Annotated in this window: 17 protein-coding genes and 1 tRNA gene; 17 read left to right on the top strand and 1 reads right to left on the bottom strand. The window is 70.4% G+C overall.

The features are described 5' to 3' along the window. Window positions 1-32 precede the first annotated feature (32 nt). The 15 genes from hisG (at window position 33) to NFX31_RS08630 (ending at window position 15,813) form a co-directional block, all read left to right on the top strand. The gene (gene hisG, locus NFX31_RS08700; protein ID WP_045252003.1) at window positions 33-875 is read left to right on the top strand and encodes an ATP phosphoribosyltransferase; all 843 of its coding nucleotides are present in this window, start codon (window positions 33-35) and stop codon (window positions 873-875) included. Beyond that, window positions 875-1,636 (top strand): imidazole glycerol phosphate synthase subunit HisF, encoded by a 762-nt coding sequence (gene hisF, locus NFX31_RS08695; protein ID WP_045252004.1) that lies wholly within the window; start codon window positions 875-877, stop codon window positions 1,634-1,636. Before hisG ends, hisF begins: the two co-directional genes overlap by 1 nt. After that, a complete protein-coding gene (hisI, locus tag NFX31_RS08690; RefSeq protein WP_045252005.1) occupies window positions 1,633-2,007 on the top strand; it encodes a phosphoribosyl-AMP cyclohydrolase in 375 nt (124 codons plus the stop codon). Before hisF ends, hisI begins: the two co-directional genes overlap by 4 nt. After that, a complete protein-coding gene (locus tag NFX31_RS08685; protein WP_045252154.1) occupies window positions 2,007-2,585 on the top strand; it encodes a Trp biosynthesis-associated membrane protein in 579 nt (192 codons plus the stop codon). Before hisI ends, NFX31_RS08685 begins: the two co-directional genes overlap by 1 nt. A 92-nt stretch (window positions 2,586-2,677) precedes the next feature. Further along, complete coding sequence (locus NFX31_RS08680) at window positions 2,678-2,908, top strand: DUF6704 family protein (RefSeq protein WP_262957187.1); 231 nt, start codon at window positions 2,678-2,680, stop codon at window positions 2,906-2,908. A 2-nt stretch (window positions 2,909-2,910) separates the two neighbouring features. Beyond that, window positions 2,911-3,687: an indole-3-glycerol phosphate synthase TrpC gene (gene trpC, locus NFX31_RS08675; RefSeq protein WP_262957200.1), complete on the top strand. Its 777-nt coding sequence runs from the start codon at window positions 2,911-2,913 to the stop codon at window positions 3,685-3,687. Beyond that, window positions 3,684-4,913, top strand: coding sequence for a tryptophan synthase subunit beta (gene trpB, locus NFX31_RS08670; RefSeq protein WP_262957186.1), 1,230 nt, complete (start codon window positions 3,684-3,686; stop codon window positions 4,911-4,913). The genes trpC and trpB overlap by 4 nt, the downstream gene beginning before the upstream one ends. Next, a complete protein-coding gene (gene trpA, locus NFX31_RS08665; protein ID WP_045252008.1) occupies window positions 4,910-5,698 on the top strand; it encodes a tryptophan synthase subunit alpha in 789 nt (262 codons plus the stop codon). Before trpB ends, trpA begins: the two co-directional genes overlap by 4 nt. Before the next feature lie 29 nt (window positions 5,699-5,727). Continuing rightward, on the top strand, window positions 5,728-6,741 hold the full coding sequence (gene lgt, locus NFX31_RS08660) for a prolipoprotein diacylglyceryl transferase (RefSeq protein ID WP_091476426.1): 1,014 nt from the start codon (window positions 5,728-5,730) through the stop codon (window positions 6,739-6,741). A gap of 169 nt (window positions 6,742-6,910) precedes the next feature. Next, on the top strand, window positions 6,911-11,428 hold the full coding sequence (gene gltB, locus NFX31_RS08655) for a glutamate synthase large subunit (protein ID WP_262957185.1): 4,518 nt from the start codon (window positions 6,911-6,913) through the stop codon (window positions 11,426-11,428). Next, window positions 11,421-12,884, top strand: a complete 1,464-nt coding sequence (locus NFX31_RS08650; protein WP_262957184.1) for a glutamate synthase subunit beta — start codon at window positions 11,421-11,423, stop codon at window positions 12,882-12,884. Before gltB ends, NFX31_RS08650 begins: the two co-directional genes overlap by 8 nt. A gap of 57 nt (window positions 12,885-12,941) precedes the next feature. Further along, window positions 12,942-14,390, top strand: a complete 1,449-nt coding sequence (pyk, locus tag NFX31_RS08645; RefSeq protein WP_045252012.1) for a pyruvate kinase — start codon at window positions 12,942-12,944, stop codon at window positions 14,388-14,390. Window positions 14,391-14,466: 76 nt separating this feature from the next. Continuing rightward, window positions 14,467-14,552 (top strand) — tRNA-Leu (locus NFX31_RS08640). Window positions 14,553-14,640: 88 nt separating this feature from the next. Further along, window positions 14,641-15,258 carry an ANTAR domain-containing response regulator gene (locus tag NFX31_RS08635; RefSeq protein ID WP_045252013.1) on the top strand — a complete coding sequence of 206 codons (618 nt, stop codon included), beginning with the start codon at window positions 14,641-14,643 and terminating at the stop codon, window positions 15,256-15,258. Between the two features lie 3 nt (window positions 15,259-15,261). After that, the gene (locus tag NFX31_RS08630) at window positions 15,262-15,813 is read left to right on the top strand and encodes a GNAT family N-acetyltransferase (RefSeq protein WP_262957183.1); all 552 of its coding nucleotides are present in this window, start codon (window positions 15,262-15,264) and stop codon (window positions 15,811-15,813) included. 9 nt (window positions 15,814-15,822) lie between these two features. Here NFX31_RS08630 and NFX31_RS08625 read toward each other — a convergent pair whose 3' ends face one another. Further along, window positions 15,823-16,224 carry a hotdog fold thioesterase gene (locus NFX31_RS08625; protein WP_045252156.1) on the bottom strand — a complete coding sequence of 134 codons (402 nt, stop codon included), beginning with the start codon at window positions 16,222-16,224 and terminating at the stop codon, window positions 15,823-15,825. 94 nt (window positions 16,225-16,318) lie between these two features. Between NFX31_RS08625 and polA the strand changes: the two genes are divergently transcribed. Both polA and NFX31_RS08615 read left to right on the top strand, forming a co-directional pair. Next, window positions 16,319-18,949 (top strand): DNA polymerase I, encoded by a 2,631-nt coding sequence (polA, locus tag NFX31_RS08620; RefSeq protein WP_262957182.1) that lies wholly within the window; start codon window positions 16,319-16,321, stop codon window positions 18,947-18,949. 92 nt (window positions 18,950-19,041) lie between these two features. Beyond that, on the top strand, window positions 19,042-20,727 hold the full coding sequence (locus tag NFX31_RS08615) for a DUF885 domain-containing protein (RefSeq protein ID WP_262957181.1): 1,686 nt from the start codon (window positions 19,042-19,044) through the stop codon (window positions 20,725-20,727). The last annotated feature ends 29 nt before the right edge of the window (window positions 20,728-20,756 follow it).

Below are 20,756 nucleotides of genomic sequence, written 5' to 3'. Positions count from 1 at the left end.
GTCCCCCGACCGCTTCGAACGAAAGACCTTCCATGCTGCGCATTGCCGTCCCGAACAAGGGATCGCTGTCCGAGACCGCCGCCGAGATGCTCGCCGAAGCCGGATACGCCGGCCGCCGCGACACCAAGACCCTGCACGTGATCGACGCCGAGAACGACGTCGAGTTCTTCTTCCTCCGCCCGCGCGACATCGCCACGTACGTGGCCTCCGGCGCCCTCGACGTGGGCATCACCGGCCGTGATCTGCTGCGCGACGTGCGGCGCCCCGCGGCCCGCGAGATCGAGCAGCTGGGATTCGCCCGCTCGACGTTCCGCTTCGCCGCCCCTCCCGGACGCTTCCACGCGCTCGAGGATCTGAACGGCGTGCGCGTCGCGTCGGCCTATCCCGGGCTCGTCGACGACTACCTGCGCGAGCACGGGGTCGAGGCGGAGCTGGTGCCGCTCGACGGCGCCGTGGAGTCCGCGGTGCGCCTCGGCGTCGCCGACGCCATCGCTGACGTGGTGGAGACCGGGACGACGCTCCGCCAGGCGGGCCTGGAGATCTTCGGACCGGTGATCATCGAGTCCGAGGCCGTGCTGATCAGCCGCCCCGGCGACGCCGACGGCACGGAGACGCTGCTGCGGCGCCTGCGCGGCGTCATGGTGGCGCACCGCTTCGTGCTGCTGGACTACGACCTGCCCGCCGACCTCGTGGAGGAGGCGGCGGCGATCGCGCCCGGACGAGAGTCGCCGACCGTGTCCCCGCTGCGCGACCCGGCATGGGTCGCCGTGCGCGTGATGATCCCGCGCCGCGGCATGAACCAGGTGATGGACCAGCTCTACGCGCTCGGCGCCCGGGCGATCCTGGTCACCGCGATCCACGCCGCGAGGCTCTGATGTCGCTCACCGCCCGCGTCATCCCGTGCCTCGACGTCGCCGCCGGCCGCGTCGTCAAGGGCGTCAACTTCGAGAACCTCCGCGACATGGGCGACCCCGTCGAGCTGGCCCGCCACTATGCCGCACAGGGCGCCGACGAGATCACGTTCCTCGACGTCACCGCGACCGTCGACGAGCGGGCCACCACCTACGACGTCGTCCGACGCACCGCGGAGGAGGTCTTCGTGCCGCTCACGGTCGGCGGCGGCGTCCGCTCGGTCGATGACGTGGCGCGGCTGCAGGCCGTCGGCGCGGACAAGGTGGGCGTGAACTCGGCCGCGATCGCTCGGCCGGAGCTGATCGGCGAGATCGCCGACCGGTTCGGCGCCCAGGTGCTGGTGCTCTCGCTCGACGTCAAGCGCAGCGCGCGCACGGCCTCCGGCTTCGTGGTCACCACGCACGGAGGCCGCACCGAGACCGACCTCGACGCGCTGGAGTGGGCGCGGGAAGCCATCGAGCGGGGCGCGGGCGAGCTGCTCGTGAACTCGATCGACGCAGACGGCACCAAGGACGGCTTCGACCTCGAGCTCACCGGGCTGATGCGGGAGGTCTCGAGCGTGCCCGTGATCGCCTCGGGCGGCGCCGGCAAGGCGGAGGACTTCGCCCCCGCCATCGCCGCGGGTGCGGACGCGGTCCTCGCGGCGAGCGTGTTCCACTCCGGCCAGCTCACGGTGGGCGACGTCAAGGCCGCGCTGCGCGAAGCGGGGGTGCCGGTCCGATGAGCGAAGACCGACTCGAGGCCGACCTGGGCCTCGTCACCTACAACGACCAGGGCCTCGTGCCCGTGATCGTGCAGCAGTGGGACACCCTCGAGGTGCTCATGATGGCCTGGGCCGACGAGGAGGCCCTGCGCCGCACACTGACCACCGGACGCGCCACCTACTGGTCCCGGTCGCGCCGGGAGTACTGGCGCAAGGGCGACACCTCGGGTCACGTCCAGCACGTGCGCGGGGCACGCCTCGACTGCGACGGCGACACGGTGCTGCTCCTGGTCGATCAGATCGGGGTGGCGTGCCACACGGGCACCCGCACCTGCTTCGACGGACGGGATCTGGATCCCGTCGTCTCGTCCGACGCCGAGCCGGGGCAGTGATGCTCGCCCGCCGCGCGAAGTCGACGAGCCTGCTGCTGATCCTGCTCGCGGGCGGTCTCGGGGTCCTGTCGTCGACGCAGACCTGGCTCGTCGTGGACCGGGCCGACGGGGGAGAGGCTCTCGAGGTGGCGGGCAACGCCGCCGTCCCGGTGCTCGCGCCGCTGAGCCTCACCGCCCTCGCCGTGGTCGCCGCCCTCGCGCTCGTGGGCCCCGTGCTGCGCCGCGTGTTCGCCGCGATCGCGGTCATGGTCGGCGGGCTGCTGCTGGTGCTGACCCTGCGGATCCTGTGGCAGCATCCGCTCGACGCGGTCGCTCCCGCGCTCACGAAGGCCACCGGTCTCGCCGGCGACACCGCCCTGACGGCACTCGTCCACGGCATCGCGACGACCGTGTGGCCCTGGCTCGCGCTCGTCGCGTGGATTCTCCTGCTGCTCGGTGGCGCGCTGGCTCTCGTCACCGCAGGCCGCTGGCGCAGCGGCGGACGCCGCTACCGCACGGCGCCGACGCCGCATGAGGGCCCCGTGGACGCCGTGGAGAGCTGGGACGAGCTCAGCCGCGGCACCGACCCCACACGCTGACGAGCCGTGCCGACGGATGCCGGGCGGCGTCCGCTGTGCCGAGCGCGATCCCGATAGACTTTGACCAGAACACCCGACGCTCGGAGGAGAACATGAGCAACCCCATCGCAGATCCCGGCCACGGACACTCGCCTGCGGCTTGGACCGCCGTGGTGATCATGCTGCTCGGCTTCAGCGTGGGCACCACCGCCTTCTTCCTCGACATCCCGGTCGTGGTCTGGGTGGGCGTCGCACTGATCCTCATCGGCGCGATCGCGGGCTGGGTGCTCTCCAAGGCCGGCTACGGCGCGAACGGCCCGAAGTACCAGCCGAAGGCGCACTAATGGTGCTCGCCGACCTCACGGCCGGCGCAGTCGAGGACGCCGCCCGTCGCGAGCGGGAGCGTCCGCTCGCGATCGTGGAGCGCGCCGCCCTCGATCGCGCCCCCGCTCTGGACGTGCGCACCGCGCTGGCCTCCGCAGACCGGGTGAAGATCATCGCCGAGGTGAAGCGCGCGAGCCCGTCCCGCGGTGCTCTCGCCGAGATCCCGGATCCGGCCCTGCAGGCGTCCCTGTATCAGCAGGGCGGTGCGTCCGCGATCAGCGTGCTCACCGAGGAGCGCCGCTTCGGCGGCAGCCTCGCCGACCTCGAAGCGGTCACGGCGGCCGTGGACATCCCGGTGCTCCGCAAGGACTTCATCGCCACGCCGTATCAGGTGTTCGAAGCGCGCGCCGCCGGAGCCTCCCTGGCTCTACTGATCGTCGCCGGGCTGGAGCGCGCGAACCTCGAGCGCCTGTACGCCCTCATCCTCGAGCTCGGGATGACGCCGCTCGTCGAGACGCACTCGGCGGAGGAGCTCGAGGTCGCCATCGATCTGGGCGCGCACCTCATCGGCGTGAACGCACGGGATCTGAAGACGCTCGAGCTCGACCGCGACCTGTTCGGCCGCCTCGTCGACCGGATCCCGTCGACGTCCGTCAAGATCGCCGAGTCCGCCGTGCTGACGCCCGCCGACGTCGTGCACTATCGGGCCGCCGGCGCCGATGCGGTGCTGATCGGCGAGGCCCTCGTCACCGGCGACCCCGTCGCCACCCTGCAGTCCTTCCTGGAGGCCGGATCATGACCCAGAGTCTGCGCGAACAGCCGGGGCCGTTCTTCGGCGACTTCGGCGGGCGGTTCATGCCCGAATCGCTCATCGCTGCGATCGACGAGCTCACCGTCGCCTACCACGAGGCGATCGCGGACCCGGCGTTCCAGGCCGAGCTCGCCGCCCTGCTGCACTCCTACGCGGGGCGTCCGTCGCCCATCACGGAGGTGCCGCGCTTCGCCGAGCACGCGGGCGGCGCACGGATCTTCCTCAAGCGCGAGGACCTCAACCACACCGGTTCGCACAAGATCAACAACGTGCTGGGTCAGGCGCTGCTCACCAAGCGGCTGGGCAAGACCCGTGTGATCGCCGAGACCGGCGCCGGTCAGCACGGCGTCGCCACGGCCACGGCCGCCGCCCTGTTCGGGCTGGACTGCACCATCTACATGGGCGAGGTCGACACCGAGCGCCAGGCGCTCAACGTCGCGCGGATGCGCCTGCTCGGCGCAGAGGTCGTGCCGGTCACCACCGGGTCGCGCACCCTCAAGGACGCGATCAACGACGCCTACCGCGACTGGGTGGCGACCGTCGAGACGACGAACTACATCTTCGGCACGGCAGCGGGTCCGCACCCGTTCCCGGCGATGGTGCGCGACTTCCAGAAGATCATCGGCGAGGAGGCCCGGCGTCAGCTGCTCGACGAGGCCGGACGCCTGCCGGACGCCGTGCTCGCGTGCGTGGGCGGCGGTTCCAACGCGATCGGCATGTTCGACGCCTTCCTCGACGACGCCGACGTGCGCCTCTACGGCGTGGAGGCGGCCGGCGACGGCGTCGACACGCCCAAGCACGCGGCCTCGATCGAACGCGGCCGCCCGGGTGTGCTGCACGGGGCGCGCACGTACGTGCTGCAGGACGAGGACGGCCAGACCATCGAGTCGCACTCGATCTCGGCCGGGCTCGACTACCCCGGCGTGGGTCCGGAGCACTCCTGGCTCGCCGCGATCGGTCGCGCCGAGTACATCCCGGCGACCGACGACGAGGCGATGCAGGCGCTGCGACTCCTGAGCCGCACCGAGGGCATCATCCCGGCGATCGAGTCGGCGCACGCCCTCGCCGGCGCCATCCGCATCGGGAAGGAGCTCGGCCCGGACGCGATCCTCGCCGTGTGCCTCTCCGGCCGCGGCGACAAGGACATGGACACGGCCGCGCGCTACTTCGGACTGTACAACGCCGCGGCCGCCGAGAACGGAGCCCCGGCATGAGCCGCGTCGAAGAGGCGATCCAGCGCGCGCACGAGGCCGGGCGCGGCGCCTTCATCGGCTACCTGCCGGTGGGGTATCCGGATCTGCAGACGAGCATCGATGCGGCGATCGCCCTGGCCCGCAACGGCGTCGACATCATCGAGCTGGGCCCGCCCTACAGCGACCCGGTGATGGACGGCGCGATCATCCAGGAGGCGACGCAGGCGGCTCTCGCCGGCGGCTTCCGGATGCGCGACCTGTTCACGGCCGTCGCGGCGATCACGGCAGCGGTGGACGCTCCCGTCGTGGTCATGACCTACTGGAACCCCGTGCTGCAGTACGGGGTCGACCGCTACGCCGACGACCTGCTCGCCGCGGGCGGCGCCGGGCTCATCACCCCCGACATCACGCCCGAGGCCGCGCCCGAGTGGATCGCGGCGAGCGAGCGCACCGGGCTCGACCGGATCTTCCTCGCGGCGCCGACCTCCACGGACGAACGGCTCGACCTGGTCGCGTCCCGCTCCACCGGCTTCGTGTACACGGTCTCGACGATGGGCATCACAGGGGAGCGCGCCGAGCTCGACCAGGCCGCGCGCACCCTCGTGAGCCGTCTGCGCGAGCACGGCGCCACTCGGGCGTGCGTCGGCATCGGCATCTCCACGGCCGACCAGATCGCCGGGGTGCTGGAGTACGCCGACGGTGCGATCGTGGGCACCGCCCTCGTCCGCGCCCTCCGTGACGGGGGAGTGGAGCGGTTGGCGGCGGTCACCCGCGAGCTCGCCACGGGCACGCCGCGCGCACGGTGATCGCGCTCTGACGCCGTAGACTCGTGACCATGCCCTTCGCGCTCCAGAACGCCCTGATCGGCGTGCACGCCAGCATCCCGAGCCCGCCGGTCAGCTACTTCACGCTGAACATCTTCGGCCTCACGCTGCAGATCCACTTCTACGCCCTGTGCATCATCGCCGGCATCATCGTGGCGACGCTGATGACCAACCACCGCCTCACGAAGCGCGGTGCGGAGCGCTGGGTCGTCGTCGACATCTGCATCATCGCGGTGCCTCTGGCGATCATCGGAGCGCGCATCTTCCACGTGCTCACGCACCCCGGCTTCTACTTCGGCCCGGGCAAGAACACCTGGAACCCCTTCGAGCCCGGGTCCGTGTGGGCCATCTGGGAGGGCGGCATCGCCATCTTCGGCGCCCTCATCGGCGGCGCCATCGGCGCCTGGCTCGGCTGCCGCTGGACCGGCGTGCGCTTCTCGGCGTTCGCGGACGCGCTGGCGCCCGGCCTCATCCTGGCGCAGGCCTTCGGACGCTTCGGCAACTGGTTCAACCACGAGCTGTTCGGGCTTCCCACGGACCTGCCCTGGGGTCTCGAGATCGAGTCCACCAACTCCGCCTTCCCGCCGGGGCTCGCCGAGGGCACCCTGTTCCACCCCACCTTCCTCTACGAGGTGATCTGGAACACGCTCGGCTGCCTGTTCCTGCTCTGGATCGGCCACAAGCTGCGCCTGCAGTGGGGCAAGCTGTTCGCCGTCTACCTCATCTGGTACGGCGCCGGCCGCGTGGTCTGGGAGTCGATCCGCATCGATCCGAGCGAGATCTACTTCGGGCTGCGCACCAACGTCTGGGCCGCGCTGTTCGGCGTCGTGCTCGGCATCGTGATCCTCTTCGTGCAGACCCGTCGCCACCCCGGCCTCGAGCCCTCGCCGTACCAGCCCGGTCGGGCGCCCCGCGACGCTGGGGTAGAATCGCAAAACCCCGATGATTTCGTCGACCTGAGCGAGCCTCAGACCGACGACGATCGCGCGGAGGCGGACGCCACGAGCGCCGCTTCCCGCCCCTGAGAACGGCGCCGACAGGAGCCTCGCTGCGGCGGACGCACGTCCGCCGGGAAACACGCACTGAACGAGCGGGCCGATGACGTCCCCGGGTTCATCCGAATTCTGAGGACGGTGACTGGTGTACTTCCAGCCTCCCTACGGCGCTTCCGGCGCTTACCCCCCGAAGCAGGGGATGTACAACCCCGCGTTCGAGAAGGACGCCTGCGGCCTGGCCATGGTCGCGACGCTCCGCGGAGAGCCGGGTCATGACATCATCGCGCTCGCCCTCGAGGCGCTGCGCAACCTGGAGCACCGTGGGGCGATCGGATCCGACGCGGGCACGGGTGACGGAGCCGGGATCCTGACCCAGATGCCGGACGCGTTCCTGCGCGCCGTCGTCACGTTCGAGCTGCCCCCGGTGGGGGAGTACGCCGCGGGCCTCGCGTTCCTGCCGCTCGACTCCCGCTCCCGGCGCGAGCAGAAGGCCGGCATCGAGCGCATCGCGGCCGAAGAGGGCCTCACCGTCCTCGGCTGGCGCGAGGTGCCCACGGCGAACCAGCACCTCGGCAAGCTCGCCGACGAGGCGCGCCCGGCGTTCGAGCAGCTCTTCGTCTCGCGTCCCGCGACCGCATCGGCGGACGCCCTGACCAGCATCGCGCTGGATCGCGTCGCGTACCGCCTGCGCAAGCGCGCCGGTCACGAGCTCGACGCGTACTTCGTCTCGCTCTCCGCCCGCACCCTCGGCTACAAGGGCATGGTCACCACGCTCCAGCTGGAGCCGTTCTACCCCGACCTGCAGGACGAGCGCTTCGCCTCCGAGCTGGCCGTGGTGCACTCGCGCTACTCGACGAACACGTTCCCGTCCTGGCCGCTCGCGCAGCCGCTGCGCATGCTCGCGCACAACGGCGAGATCAACACGGTCGGGGGCAACCGCAACTGGATGCGCGCCCGGCAGTCGCAGCTCGAGTCCGAGCTGCTCGGCGACATCCGCCCGCTGCTTCCGATCTGCACGGACGGCGCGAGCGACTCGGCGTCCTTCGACGAGGTGCTCGAGCTGCTCACCCTCACCGGCCGCAGCCTCCCGCACGCCGTCATGATGATGGTGCCCGCCGCCTGGGAGCGTCAGACGGACCTGGATCCGAAGCTGCGCGCGTTCTACGAGTACCACGCGAACCAGATGGAGCCGTGGGACGGGCCCGCCGCCCTGATCTTCACCGACGGCACGGTCGTCGGCGCCACGCTCGACCGCAACGGGCTGCGCCCCGGCCGCTGGACGGAGACGACCGACGGCCTCGTCGTCATCGGCAGCGAGACCGGCGTCCTCGAGTTCGAGCCCGAGCGCATCAAGCGCAGGGGTCGCCTGCAGCCGGGAACCATGTTCGTCGTCGACACCGCGCAGCGCCGCATCGTCGAGGACGAGGAGGTCAAGCGCGACCTGGCCGAGCTGCACCCGTGGCAGGAGTGGCTGGACGAGGGCCGCGTGCGCCTCGCGGACCTTCCTGAGCGCGAGCACATCGTGCACCCGGTCGCATCGATCACGCGTCGCCAGCGCACCTTCGGCTACACCGAGGAGGAGGTCCGGATCCTCCTCACCCCGATGGGGCAGACCGGCGCCGAGCCGCTCGGCGCGATGGGCAGCGATGCGCCGATCGCCGTGCTCTCCCAGCGCCCCCGTCTGCTCTTCGACTACTTCGTGCAGCAGTTCGCGCAGGTCACCAACCCGCCGCTGGACGCGATCCGCGAGGAAGTCGTCACCAACCTGTCGCTGGGCCTGGGCCCGGAGCGCAACCTGCTCGACTGGGGTCCCGACCACGCCCGCACGATCGTGCTGGACTTCCCGGTCATCGACAACGACGAGCTGGCCAAGATCCGCCACATCGACAAGGCGCGTCCGGAGCGCTCCAGCGCGACCATCCGGGGCCTGTACCACTTCGACGCCGGACCCGACTCGCTGGCCCGCCGTCTCGAGGAGATGTGCGCCGAGGTCGACGAGGCGATCGAGGACGGCGCAGAGCTGATCATCCTCAGCGACCGCGACTCCAACAAGGACCTCGCTCCGATCCCGTCGCTGCTCATGCTGTCGGCGGTGCATCACCACCTGATCCGCCGTGAGGACCGCATGAAGGTCGGTCTCGTCGTCGAGGCGGGCGATGTCCGCGAGGTGCACCACGTCGCGACACTCATCGGCTACGGCGCCTCCGCCGTCAACCCCTACCTCGCGATGGAGACGGTGGAGCACCTGGTGCGCACCGGCTACATCACCGGCATCACTCCGGAGAAGGCGGTCCGCAACCTGATCTACGCGCTCGGCAAGGGCGTGCTCAAGATCATGTCGAAGATGGGCATCTCTACCGTCGGCTCCTACGCCGGCGCGCAGGTGTTCGAGGCCGTGGGCCTCAGCCAGGAGCTCGTCGACGCGTACTTCACCGGCACCGAGACCAAGCTCGGCGGCATCGGCATCGAGGACCTGTTCGCCGAGAACCAGGCCCGGCACGACTTCGCCTACCCGGAGGACGCGGCGGCGCGTGCGCACGAGCGTCTCTGGACGGGCGGCGAGTACCAGTGGCGCCGCGACGGCTCGCCGCACCTGTTCAACCCCGACACCGTGTTCCGCCTGCAGCACTCGACGCGCACGCGGCGCTACGACGTCTTCCGCGAGTACACCAAGCTCGTGGACGACCAGGCCAAGGAGCTGAAGACCCTGCGCGGGCTGTTCGAGCTGCGCACGGGGGAGCGTCCTCCGGTGCCGATCGACGAGGTCGAGCCGGTCTCGTCGATCGTCAAGCGCTTCTCCACGGGCGCGATGAGCTACGGCTCCATCTCCCAGGAGGCGCACGAGACGCTCGCCATCGCGATGAACCGCCTCGGCGCGAAGTCGAACACCGGCGAGGGCGGAGAGGATCCGGAGCGCCTGGTCGACCCGGAGCGCCGCAGCGCGATCAAGCAGGTCGCGTCCGGCCGGTTCGGCGTCACGAGCCAGTACCTCACCGAGGCCGACGACATCCAGATCAAGCTCGCCCAGGGCGCCAAGCCCGGCGAGGGCGGTCAGCTGCCTCCGCAGAAGGTCTACCCGTGGATCGCGCGCACCCGGCACGCGACGCCCGGCGTCGGCCTGATCTCGCCGCCGCCGCATCACGACATCTACTCGATCGAGGACCTCAAGCAGCTCATCTTCGATCTGAAGCGAGCCAACCCGAACGCGCGGATCCACACCAAGCTGGTGAGCCAGTCGGGGATCGGGGCGGTCGCCGCGGGCGTGGCCAAGGCCCTCAGCGACGTCGTGCTGGTCTCCGGTCACGACGGCGGCACGGGCGCGAGCCCGCTGAACTCGCTCAAGCACGCCGGCACGCCCTGGGAGCTCGGCCTCGCCGAGACCCAGCAGACGCTCATGCTCAACGGCATGCGCGATCGCGTGGTGGTGCAGGTGGACGGCCAGCTCAAGACCGGCCGCGACGTGATCATCGGCGCGCTCCTGGGCGCCGAGGAGTTCGGGTTCGCGACCGCGCCCCTCGTGGTCAGCGGCTGCATCATGATGCGCGTCTGCCACCTCGACACCTGCCCGGTGGGCGTTGCGACGCAGAACCCCGTCCTGCGCGAGCGCTTCACGGGCAAGCCCGAGTTCGTCGTGAACTTCATGGAGTTCATCGCCGAGGAGGTGCGCGAGCACCTCGCCGCGCTCGGCTTCCGCTGCCTCGACGAGATCATCGGCCGGGCGGATCTGCTCCGCACGGACGCGGCGATCCGGCATTGGAAGGCCGACGGCCTCGACCTGGCGCCGGTCCTGGAGGGCCCGGCGTTCCCGGCCCACGAGCCGCGTCGCAGCGCACGCACCCAGGATCACGAGCTCGAGAAGCACTTCGACGCACCGCTGCTCGAGCAGGCGCGCGAGGCGATCGCGCACGGCACGCCGATCTCGTTCGAGCTGCCGATCCGCAACACCGAGCGCGCCGTGGGCACCATGCTCGGCCACGAGGTGACGGTGCAGCACGGCGGAGAAGGTCTCCCTTCCGGCACCATCCGCATCGCCCTGCACGGCACGGCGGGACAGTCGCTCGGCGCCTTCCTCCCGAGCGGGATCTCGATCTCGCTCGAGGGAGACGCCAACGACTACGTCGGCAAGGGCCTCTCGGGCGGCGAGATCGCGATCCGCCCGCACCACGACGCGACCTTCGCGCCGCATCGCAACGTGATCGCGGGCAACGTGATCGGCTACGGCGCGACGAGCGGCACCATCCACATCTCCGGCGTCGTCGGGGAGCGGTTCCTGGTGCGCAACTCGGGGGCGACGGCGGTCGCCGAGGGCGTGGGCGACCACGCGCTCGAGTACATGACCGGCGGCGTCGCGGTGATCCTCGGCAGCACCGGCCGCAACCTCGGTGCCGGCATGTCGGGCGGCATCGCATATGTCCGCGACCTGCACACCGAGCGCGTGAACCCTCTCTCGCTGAACACCGGCGAGCTGGAGCTGCTCCCGCTCGACGAGGTGGACGCGCAGGAGCTCCGCGAGCTGCTCGTGCAGCACGTGGAGCGCACCGGATCCCCGCTCGCCGCGGAGATCCTGGAGGACGACGACTTCGCGGCCTCCTTCACGAAGATCCTGCCCAGGGACTACGCGGCCGTGCTGCGCACCAGGGCAGAGGCCGAGGCCGAGGGGATCGACCCCGACGGCTCCATCGTCTGGACCCGCATCCTGGAGGTGACCGGTGGCTGATCCCAAGGGCTTCCTGAACGTCACGGAGCGCGAGCTCCCCGCACGCCGGCCCGTTCCGGTCCGCATCATGGACTGGAAGGAGGTGTACGAGCCGGGTGACTCGGCCGTGCTCCGCCGCCAGGCCAGCCGGTGCATGGACTGCGGCGTGCCGTTCTGTCATCAGGGCTGCCCGCTGGGCAACCTGATCCCGGAGTGGAACGACCTCACCTGGCGCGGCGAGGGCCGCGCCGCCATCGAGCGGCTGCACGCGACGAACAACTTCCCGGAGTTCACCGGGCGGCTGTGCCCGGCGCCCTGCGAGAGCGCCTGCGTGCTCGGGATCAACCAGCCCGCCGTCACGATCAAGCAGATCGAGGTCTCGATCATCGACCAGGCGTTCGCGTCGGGCTGGGTCGAGGCGCAGCCGCCGGAGCGGCTGACCGGCAAGACCGTCGCCGTCGTCGGATCCGGCCCCGCGGGGCTCGCTGCCGCACAGCAGCTGACCCGTGCGGGTCACACGGTCGCCGTGTTCGAGCGCGACGACCGGATCGGCGGCCTGCTCCGCTACGGCATCCCTGACTTCAAGATGGAGAAGTCGCACCTCGACGCGCGCCTGCGCCAGATGTCGGAGGAGGGCACCCGCTTCCGCGCCGGCGTGAACATCGGCGTCGACATCACATGGGACGACCTTCGAGCGCGGTACGACGCCGTGGTCATCGCGACGGGGGCCACGCTGCCCCGCGAGCTCGCGATCCCCGGGCGCGACCTCGACGGCGTGCACTTCGCGATGGAGTACCTCGTGGAGTCCAACAAGGCCGTCGCGGGCGATCCGGTGCCGAACCAGATCTCGGCCGAGGGCAAGCACGTGATCGTGATCGGCGGCGGCGACACCGGCGCGGACTGCATCGGCACCGCGCACCGTCAGGGCGCGCTCAGTGTCACGAACCTCGCGATCGGCCGTCAGCCGTCCGTGCACCGGCCGGACCACCAGCCGTGGCCGATGATGCCGACCGTGTTCGAGGTCTCCTCGGCGCACGAGGAGGGCGGCGCGCGCGAGTACCTCGCGTCCACCGTCGAGTTCCTCGGCAACGAGGCCGGCGAGGTGCGCGCCCTCCGCGTGGCCGAGACGGAGTTCGTGGACGGCCGCCGCGTCCCGCGCAGCGGTACGGAGCGCGAGATCCCCGCCGACCTGGTGCTCATCGCGATGGGCTTCACCGGCCCCGAGCACGACACGTTCGGCGAGGAGGCGCCTCAGCGCACCGACCGCGGCGCCTTCCGGCGTGACGAGGACTACGCCTCCACCATCCCGGGCGTGTTCGTGGCCGGCGACGCGGGCCGCGGGCAGTCGCTCATCGTGTGGGCCATCGCCGAGGGGCGCGCGGCGGCCGCCGCCGTCGACCGTCATCTGATGGGGGAGACCGTGCTGCCGGCGCCGGTGCGCCCGACCGATGTCGCGATCGGGGTCCAGCCCGCGTAGGCTGGCCCAGGCAGCGTGGCCCTTCATCCATCCCCCTGACACCTTTCGGAGAACGCATTGAGACGTGCCAAAATCGTGGCCACTCTTGGCCCAGCAACCTCGACGTATGAGACGGTGCGGGCCCTCATCGATGCAGGCGTCGACGTCGCCCGGCTGAACCTGAGCCACGGTGACTATTCCGTGCACGAGAACAACTACGCGAACGTGCGGCGTGCGGCGGAGGACTCCGGCCGGGCGGTCGCCGTGCTCGTCGACCTGCAGGGCCCGAAGATCCGTCTCGGCAAGTTCGAGGCCGGCCCCTACGAGCTCGCGGTGGGTGACATCTTCAAGATCACCACCGAGGACATCATCGGCAACAAGGACATCTGCGGCACGACCTTCAAGGGTCTCCCGCAGGATGTCAAGGCGGGCGACTTCCTGCTCATCGACGACGGCAAGGTCCGCGTCGAGGTCGTCGACACCGACGGCACGGTCGTCACCACCCGGGTCGTCGTGGCCGGGGCGGTGTCGAACAACAAGGGCATCAACCTGCCGGGCGTCGCCGTCAGCGTCCCTGCGCTGAGCGAGAAGGACGAGGACGACCTGCGCTGGGGTCTGCGCACCGGCGCCGACCTCATCGCCCTGTCGTTCGTGCGTGACGCCGCCGACGTGTCCCGCGTGCACGAGATCATGGCCGAAGAGGGCGTGAAGGTCCCGGTCATCGCGAAGATCGAGAAGCCGCAGGCCGTCGCCAACCTCGAGGAGATCGTCGACGCGTTCGACGGGATCATGGTCGCCCGCGGCGACCTCGGCGTGGAGCTCCCGCTGGAGGCCGTGCCGATCGTGCAGAAGCAGGCCGTCGAGCTCGCCCGCCGCATGGCCAAGCCGGTCATCGTCGCGACGCAGATGCTCGAGTCGATGATCTCCAGCCCGGTGCCCACGCGCGCCGAGACGTCCGATGTCGCCAACGCCGTGCTCGACGGCGCCGATGCGGTCATGCTCTCCGGCGAGACGAGCGTGGGGGAGTACCCCGTGATCGTCGTGGAGACCATGGCGCGCATCATCGAGTCCACCGAGGACCACGGACTCGAGCGCATCCAGCCGCTCACCACGAAGCCGCGCACGCAGGGCGGCGCGATCACGCTCGCCGCGCTCGAGGTCGCCGAGTTCGTCGAGGCCAAGTTCCTCTGCGTGTTCACGCAGTCGGGCGACTCGGCACGACGCCTCTCGCGGCTGCGCTCGCGCATCCCGATGCTGGCGTACACCCCGGACCCGGGCATCCGTCGCCGCCTTGCGGTCACCTGGGGCGTGCGCACGAGCCTCGTGAACTTCGTCCCGCACACGGACATGATGTTCCACCAGGTCGACGAGCACCTTCTGGGCTCTGGCCTCGCCGAGGTCGGCGACAAGGTCGTCGTGATCTCCGGATCCCCTCCCGGCATCGTCGGCTCCACCAACGACCTGCGCATCCACCGGGTCGGCGACACCGTGCACGGTGCCGCTCCGGCCTACCAGTCGACGAACTGAGCGCACGTGCGAACGCCGGTCCCCGCAACGGGGGCCGGCGTTCGTCGTCTCCGCGAGTGCGCTACAGTCGATCCGGGCCGGCGTGGCGGAATGGCAGACGCGGAGCACTCAAAATGCTTTGTCCGAAAGGGCATGTGGGTTCGAGTCCCACCGCCGGCACCAGGAGCGGTGCGGGGCGGCCGGACGGCCGTTCCGCACCCGGGCACCAGCGTTCGCATGATCCGAATCCCCGGTCGGATAGGATGGATCCGTGACTGAAGAGCAGCAGCCTGAGCAGCCCGCCTCGTCCGCTCCGCGACGCGTCGTCGTCGCCGAGGACGAGTCGCTGATCCGCCTCGACATCGTCGAGATCCTCCGTGACAACGGCTTCGATGTCGTCGGCGAGGCCGGCGACGGAGAGACGGCGGTGCAGCTGGCCACCGAGCTGCGGCCGGACCTCGTCATCATGGACGTGAAGATGCCCCAGCTCGACGGCATCAGCGCGGCGGAGAAGCTGCACAAGGGCAACATCGCCCCGGTCGTGCTCCTGACGGCCTTCAGCCAGAAGGAGCTCGTCGAGCGCGCGAGCGAGGCCGGCGCGCTCGCCTACGTCGTGAAGCCCTTCACGCCGAACGACCTGCTGCCCGCGATCGAGATCGCCCTGGCCCGCCACGAGCAGATCATCACGCTCGAGGCCGAGGTCGCCGACATGGTCGAGCGCTTCGAGACCCGCAAGCTCGTGGATCGGGCGAAGGGCCTGCTCAACGAGAAGATGGGCCTCAGCGAGCCCGAGGCGTTCCGCTGGATCCAGAAGGCGTCGATGGATCGCCGGCTCACCATGCAGGACGTCGCCAAGGCGATCATCGAGCAGCTCGCTCCCAAGAAGTAGGGCGTGGATCTCGGGGGCGGGATCCGTCTCCGTCCGCTCCTGCCCGGAGACGGCGCGGAGCTCGCGGCGGCGTACACCCGAAACCGCGAGCACCTCGCTCCCTGGGAGCCGCTGCGCTCCGACGCGTTCTTCACCGCGGAGCGGCAAGGGGCGCACGTCGAGGAGAGTCTGCGCAGCGTGACGGAGGGCCGCAGCGCGGCCTTCGTCCTCACGGACGCCCGGGGCCGCATCGTCGGTCGCGTGAATCTCAGCGACATCGTGCGCGGAGCCTTCTGGAGCGCGCACCTGGGCTACTGGATCGACCAGCAGGTTGCCGGTCGCGGAGTCATGCGGCGAGCCGTCCGGAGCGTCTGCACGCAGGCCAGGGACGACCTCGGCCTGCACCGCATCCAGGCGGCGACGCTGGTGCACAACGCCGCCTCGCAGCACGTCCTGCACGCGCTCGGCTTCACCCGGATCGGCCTCGCGCCGCGCTATCTGCGCATCGCGGGGGAGTGGCAGGACCACCTGCTGTTCCAGCGGATCCTGGAGGATCCCGTCGACGCGGACGCCTGAGCGCGTCGATCAGCGTGCGCCGGGCAGGTCCTTGATCATGTTCGTGATCCGGATCGTGGAGCAGCGGCGTCCCTGATCGTCGCTGATCGCGATCTCGTGCACGGTGATGCTGCGGCCGAGGTGCACGGGCGTGCACACCCCGGTGACGAGGCCGCTGGTGGCCGAACGGGTGTGCGTGGCGTTGATGTCGACGCCCACCGCGAGTCGTCCGGGGCCGGCGTGCAGGTTGGCCGCCATCGAGCCGAGCGACTCGCCCAGCACCACATAGGCGCCGCCGTGCATGAGGCCCACGGGCTGGGTGTTCCCCTCGACCGGCATCGTCGCGACGCACCGGTCCACGGAGAACTCGACCCAGCTGAGGCCCATCTTCTCGGCCAGTGCGCCCATGCCGCGCTCGGCCGCCCAGTCCATGCCGGGGCTGGCCGGTGCGGTGCTCGTGTCGGCCGGGTCGCTCACGCGGGATCCTCCTCGATTCGATGTCCGCCGGTGTCGTTAGGCTGAAGTCGTGACGGACTCCGCAAAGCCTACCCTCATGGTCGTCGACGGCCATTCGCTCGCATACCGGGCGTTCTTCGCCCTCCCGGTGGAGAACTTCACCACCAAGGACAACCAGCACACGAACGCCATCTACGGCTTCCTGTCGATGCTGGTGAACCTCATCAAGGCCGAGCGGCCCACCCACATGGCGATCGCGTTCGACACCTCCCGCCACTCGTTCCGCACCGACGAGTACCCCGAGTACAAGGCGACGCGCTCGGAGACGCCGTCGGAGTTCCGCGGCCAGATCCCGCTGCTGCAGGACTGCCTCGCGGCGATGTCGATCCCGGTGCTCACCAAGGAGGGCATCGAGGCCGACGACATCCTCGCGACACTCGCCGCCCAGGGCTCGGCGCAGGGCTACGACGTGCTCGTCGTCTCGGGTGACCGCGACACGATCCAGCTCGTGAACGACGAGGTCACGCTGCTGTACCCGAACGTCCAGGGCGTGTCGCAGCTCAAGCGGTACGACCCGATCGCGGTGCAGGAGCGCTACGGCGTGCGTCCTGACCAGTACCCCGACATCGCGGCGCTCGTCGGCGAGACCAGCGACAACCTGCCCGGAGTGCCGAAGGTCGGCGAGAAGACGGCGGTGAAGTGGCTCACCCAGTTCGGGTCGCTCGACGAGCTGCTCGATCGCGCGGATGAGATCAAGGGCGTCGTCGGCGGCAACCTGCGCGAGCACCTCGACGACGTGCGGCGCAACCGCAAGCTCAACCGGCTCCTGCAGGACGTGGAGCTCGAGGTCGGCCCCGCCGATCTGGTGACCAAGCCGATCGACGCGCAGGCCGTGCGCGACATCTTCGCGCGGCTCGAGTTCCGCACGCTGCTTCCGCGCGTGTTCGAGGCGGTCGGGGAGGAGGCCCCCGAGGAGGAGTCCACGGCCGTCGATGTCCCGGCCGCGCGCGAGCTCGCCGCGGACGACGTCGCCGCCTGGCTGGCCGGTGCCACGGCTGAGGTGGCCGTGGAGGTCACGGTCGCGGGCGGTCTGCCGCGCCGCGTCGGCCTCGCCCACGGCGACGATCTGGTCGAGCTCTCCTGGGACCCGGCGGTGCAGTCGGCCCTGGGCGACTGGCTGGAATCGGATGCCCCGAAGGTGTTCCACGACGCGAAACCGCAGGTCAAGGCGCTGCGCACCGCAGGAGTGCGCCTGGGCGGACTCGCGTACGACACGAACCTGGCCGGCTGGCTGCTCCGTCCGAGCTACCCTGACAAGACGCTTGCCGACCTCGTCGACCGCTACCTCGGGGAGAAGCTCCCGGAAGCCGATCCGAGCCAGCTCGTGCCCGAGACCGAGGGTGCCTCGCCCGCGCAGCTCGCCTGGTTCACGGCGCGGGTCGCGGCCTCTCTGCGCGGCGACGTGCCGGAGAGCGTGGACCGGGTGCTCCGCGAGATCGAGCTCCCGACGCTCCTCACGCTCGCCGACATGGAGCTCGCGGGCGTGGCGGTGTCGCACGAGATCCTCTCCGGCTTCTCGCAGGAGCTCGGAGATCGGGCCGGCGGGATCGCGCACGAGGCGTTCGAGATCATCGGACGCGAGGTCAACCTGGGCTCGCCGAAGCAGCTGCAGGAAGTGCTGTTCGAGCAGCTCGAGCTGCCGAAGACCCGCAAGACGAAGACCGGATACTCGACCGACGCGGCGGTGCTGGCCGACCTGCAGGAGAGCAATCCGCATCCGTTCCTCGATCTGCTCCTGCAGCACCGCGAGGCGACCAAGCTCCGCCAGATCATCGAGTCGCTCGACACCGCGATCCGCGCCGACCACCGCGTCCACACGACCTACGTGCAGACCGGCAGCCAGACAGGCCGGTTGTCCAGCACCGACCCGAACCTGCAGAACATCCCGGTGCGCACCGAGGAGTCACGGCGGATCCGGAGCGCGTTCCAGGTGGGCGAGGGCTACGAGACGCTGCTCACGGCCGACTACTCCCAGATCGAGATGCGGATCATGGCGCACCTGTCCGGCGACGAGGGGCTGATCGAGGCGTTCAACTCCGGGGAGGACCTGCACCGCTTCGTCGGCGCGCGCGTGTTCGGGGTGGATCCGCAGGACGTCACCGCGGCGATGCGCACGAAGGTCAAGGCGATGTCGTACGGCCTGGTCTACGGACTCAGCGCGTTCGGCCTGTCCAAGCAGCTGAGGATCGAGCAGTCCGAGGCCAAGCAGCTGATGATGGAGTACTTCGCGCGGTTCGGCGCCGTGCGCGACTACCTGCGCGCATCCGTCCTCGCCGCGAAGGAGGTCGGCTACACCGAGACGATCTTCGGGCGCCGTCGCCCGTTCCCCGACCTGGTGAGCCCGAACCGCGTGCTCCGTGAGAACGCCGAGCGTGCGGCTCTGAACGCGCCGATCCAGGGCAGCGCGGCGGACATCATGAAGATCGCGCTGTTCCGGATCCATGCCGACCTGCTCGAGCAGGGCCTCGCGTCGCGCGTGCTGCTGCAGATCCACGATGAGCTCGTAGTGGAGGTCGCTCCGGGGGAGTGGGACGCGACCGAGCGCATCGTGCGCGAGCGCATGGGCGGTGCGGCGGACCTTTCCGTTCCTCTTGACGTGCAGGTCGGCCGAGGCTCCGACTGGAACGAAGCCGCGCACTGAGCTGAGGCGATCACCGACTCCGTGGGACGACGCGCGCTCCGCGCACGCGTCGTTCCATGGAGAGGATCCTGTTCCGTGGATAGGCTCAGAGGATGACCGCAGAGCAGCCCACGACGCGCACGCCCTCCGCCATCGACCAGATCGCCGAAGGCTGGGTCGACACCCTCACCGACCTCTCTCCGATCCTCGGCACCTACATCGGCCGCAACGAGGTGAACGGCCGTCTCGACGACTTCAGCCCGGCAGGACACGAGCACGCGATCGCCGAGACCCGCCGCGTCCTCGCCGAGCTCGACGCGCAGGAGCCCGTCGACGAGATCGACCGCGTCACCAAGACCGACCTCTCTGCCGAGCTTCGGCTCTCGATCGAGCAGCACGACGCGCAATGGCACCTGCGGGATCTGAACGTGATCGCCTCCGCTGCGCAGGACGTGCGCCAGGCGTTCGACCTCATGCCGACGGCCACCGCGGATGACTGGGCCGTGATCGCGGAGCGTCTCGGTGCAGTCCCGGCCGCTCTGGAGGGATACGCCGCCACGCTGCGCGAAGGGATCGCGCGCGGCGTCGTCCCGGCACGGCGCCAGGTCGTCGAGGTGGCGACGCAGATCGGCCGGTACACCGCCGATGACGGCTTCTTCGCCGCGTTCGTCGCAGAGGCCGCCACGGAGGAGGGACAGCTTCCGGCGAGCCTGGCTCGCGAGCTCGCCGACCGGTCCGCGGCGGCGCGCGTCGCGTACGACGAGCTGCGCACCTTCCTCAGCGCAGAGCTCGCGCCCGCGGCGGGCGAGCAGGATGCGGTCGGGCGAGAGCTCTACGCACTCGCCTCGCGTCGGTTCCTCGGGGCGACGATCGACCTCGACGAGACCTACGAGTGGGGACGCGAGGAGCTCGCCCGCATGGTCGCCGAGCAGACGGCCATCGCCCACGAGATCCTCCCCGGCGCCACGGTCGAGGAGGCGGTCGCCCACCTCGAGGCTGACCCCTCGCGCAAGCTCGTCGGCACCGATGCGCTGCAGCGCTGGATGCAGGAGACGAGCGACCGCGCGATCGCCGAGCTCGGCGCGACCCACTTCGACATCCCCGAGAAGATCCGCGAGCTCGAGTGCATGATCGCTCCGACGCAGGAGGGCGGCATCTACTACACCGGCCCCACGGACGACTTCTCCCGTCCGGGTCGTATGTGGTGGTCGGTGCCCGAGGGCGTGACCGAGTTCGACACCTGGCGCGAGCTCACGACCGTGTACCACGAGGGCGTTCCGGGACATCACCTGCAGATCGCGCAGGCCACGTACAACCGCGCCGAGCTCAACACCTGGCGCAGGGTGCTCGCCGGCACCTCCGGGCACGCGGAGGGCTGGGCGCTGTACGCCGAGCGCCTGATGGAGCAGCTCGGCTACCTGGACGACCCGGCCGACCGCCTCGGCATGCTCGACGGTCAGCGGATGCGCGCGCTGCGCGTCGTCCTCGACATCGGTGTGCACCTCGGAAAGCCGCGTCTCGACGGCGACGGCGTCTGGGATCACGACTACGCGCTCGACATGATGCGCCGCAACGTGAACATGTCGGACGAGTTCCGTCAGTTCGAGGTGAACCGCTACCTCGGCTGGCCCGGACAGGCACCGTCCTACAAGGTCGGGCAGCGCATCTGGGAGCAGGTGCGTGACGCCGTGAAGGCGCGCGAGGGGGCGGCCTTCGACATCAAGGCGTTCCACAAGCGCGCTCTCGACATGGGCGGCGTCGGTCTCGACACGCTGCGGAGCGTGTTCCAGGTCGGCTGAGCACGCTCGCTCCGGCCAGGAGGGGTCGC

It is taken from the genome of Microbacterium azadirachtae (assembly GCF_025583665.1).
In the GTDB taxonomy this organism is placed as follows: domain Bacteria; phylum Actinomycetota; class Actinomycetes; order Actinomycetales; family Microbacteriaceae; genus Microbacterium; species Microbacterium azadirachtae.
The sequence above is the reverse complement of the archived record's forward strand: the minus strand, read 5'-3'. Positions and strand labels throughout refer to the sequence as shown.

Excerpts from the sequence above, each read along its gene's own strand:
- hisG (WP_045252003.1), top strand. The coding sequence starts at position 33 with ATGCTGCGCATTGCCGTCCCGAACAAGGGATCGCTGTCCGAGACCGCC.
- hisF (WP_045252004.1), top strand. The coding sequence starts at position 875 with ATGTCGCTCACCGCCCGCGTCATCCCGTGCCTCGACGTCGCCGCCGGC.
- hisI (WP_045252005.1), top strand. The coding sequence starts at position 1,633 with ATGAGCGAAGACCGACTCGAGGCCGACCTGGGCCTCGTCACCTACAAC.
- NFX31_RS08685 (WP_045252154.1), top strand. The coding sequence starts at position 2,007 with ATGCTCGCCCGCCGCGCGAAGTCGACGAGCCTGCTGCTGATCCTGCTC.
- NFX31_RS08680 (WP_262957187.1), top strand. The coding sequence starts at position 2,678 with ATGAGCAACCCCATCGCAGATCCCGGCCACGGACACTCGCCTGCGGCT.
- trpB (WP_262957186.1), top strand. The coding sequence starts at position 3,684 with ATGACCCAGAGTCTGCGCGAACAGCCGGGGCCGTTCTTCGGCGACTTC.
- trpA (WP_045252008.1), top strand. The coding sequence starts at position 4,910 with ATGAGCCGCGTCGAAGAGGCGATCCAGCGCGCGCACGAGGCCGGGCGC.
- lgt (WP_091476426.1), top strand. The coding sequence starts at position 5,728 with ATGCCCTTCGCGCTCCAGAACGCCCTGATCGGCGTGCACGCCAGCATC.
- gltB (WP_262957185.1), top strand. The coding sequence starts at position 6,911 with ATGTACAACCCCGCGTTCGAGAAGGACGCCTGCGGCCTGGCCATGGTC.
- NFX31_RS08625 (WP_045252156.1), bottom strand. The coding sequence starts at position 16,224 with ATGGACTGGGCGGCCGAGCGCGGCATGGGCGCACTGGCCGAGAAGATG.
- NFX31_RS08615 (WP_262957181.1), top strand. The coding sequence starts at position 19,042 with ATGACCGCAGAGCAGCCCACGACGCGCACGCCCTCCGCCATCGACCAG.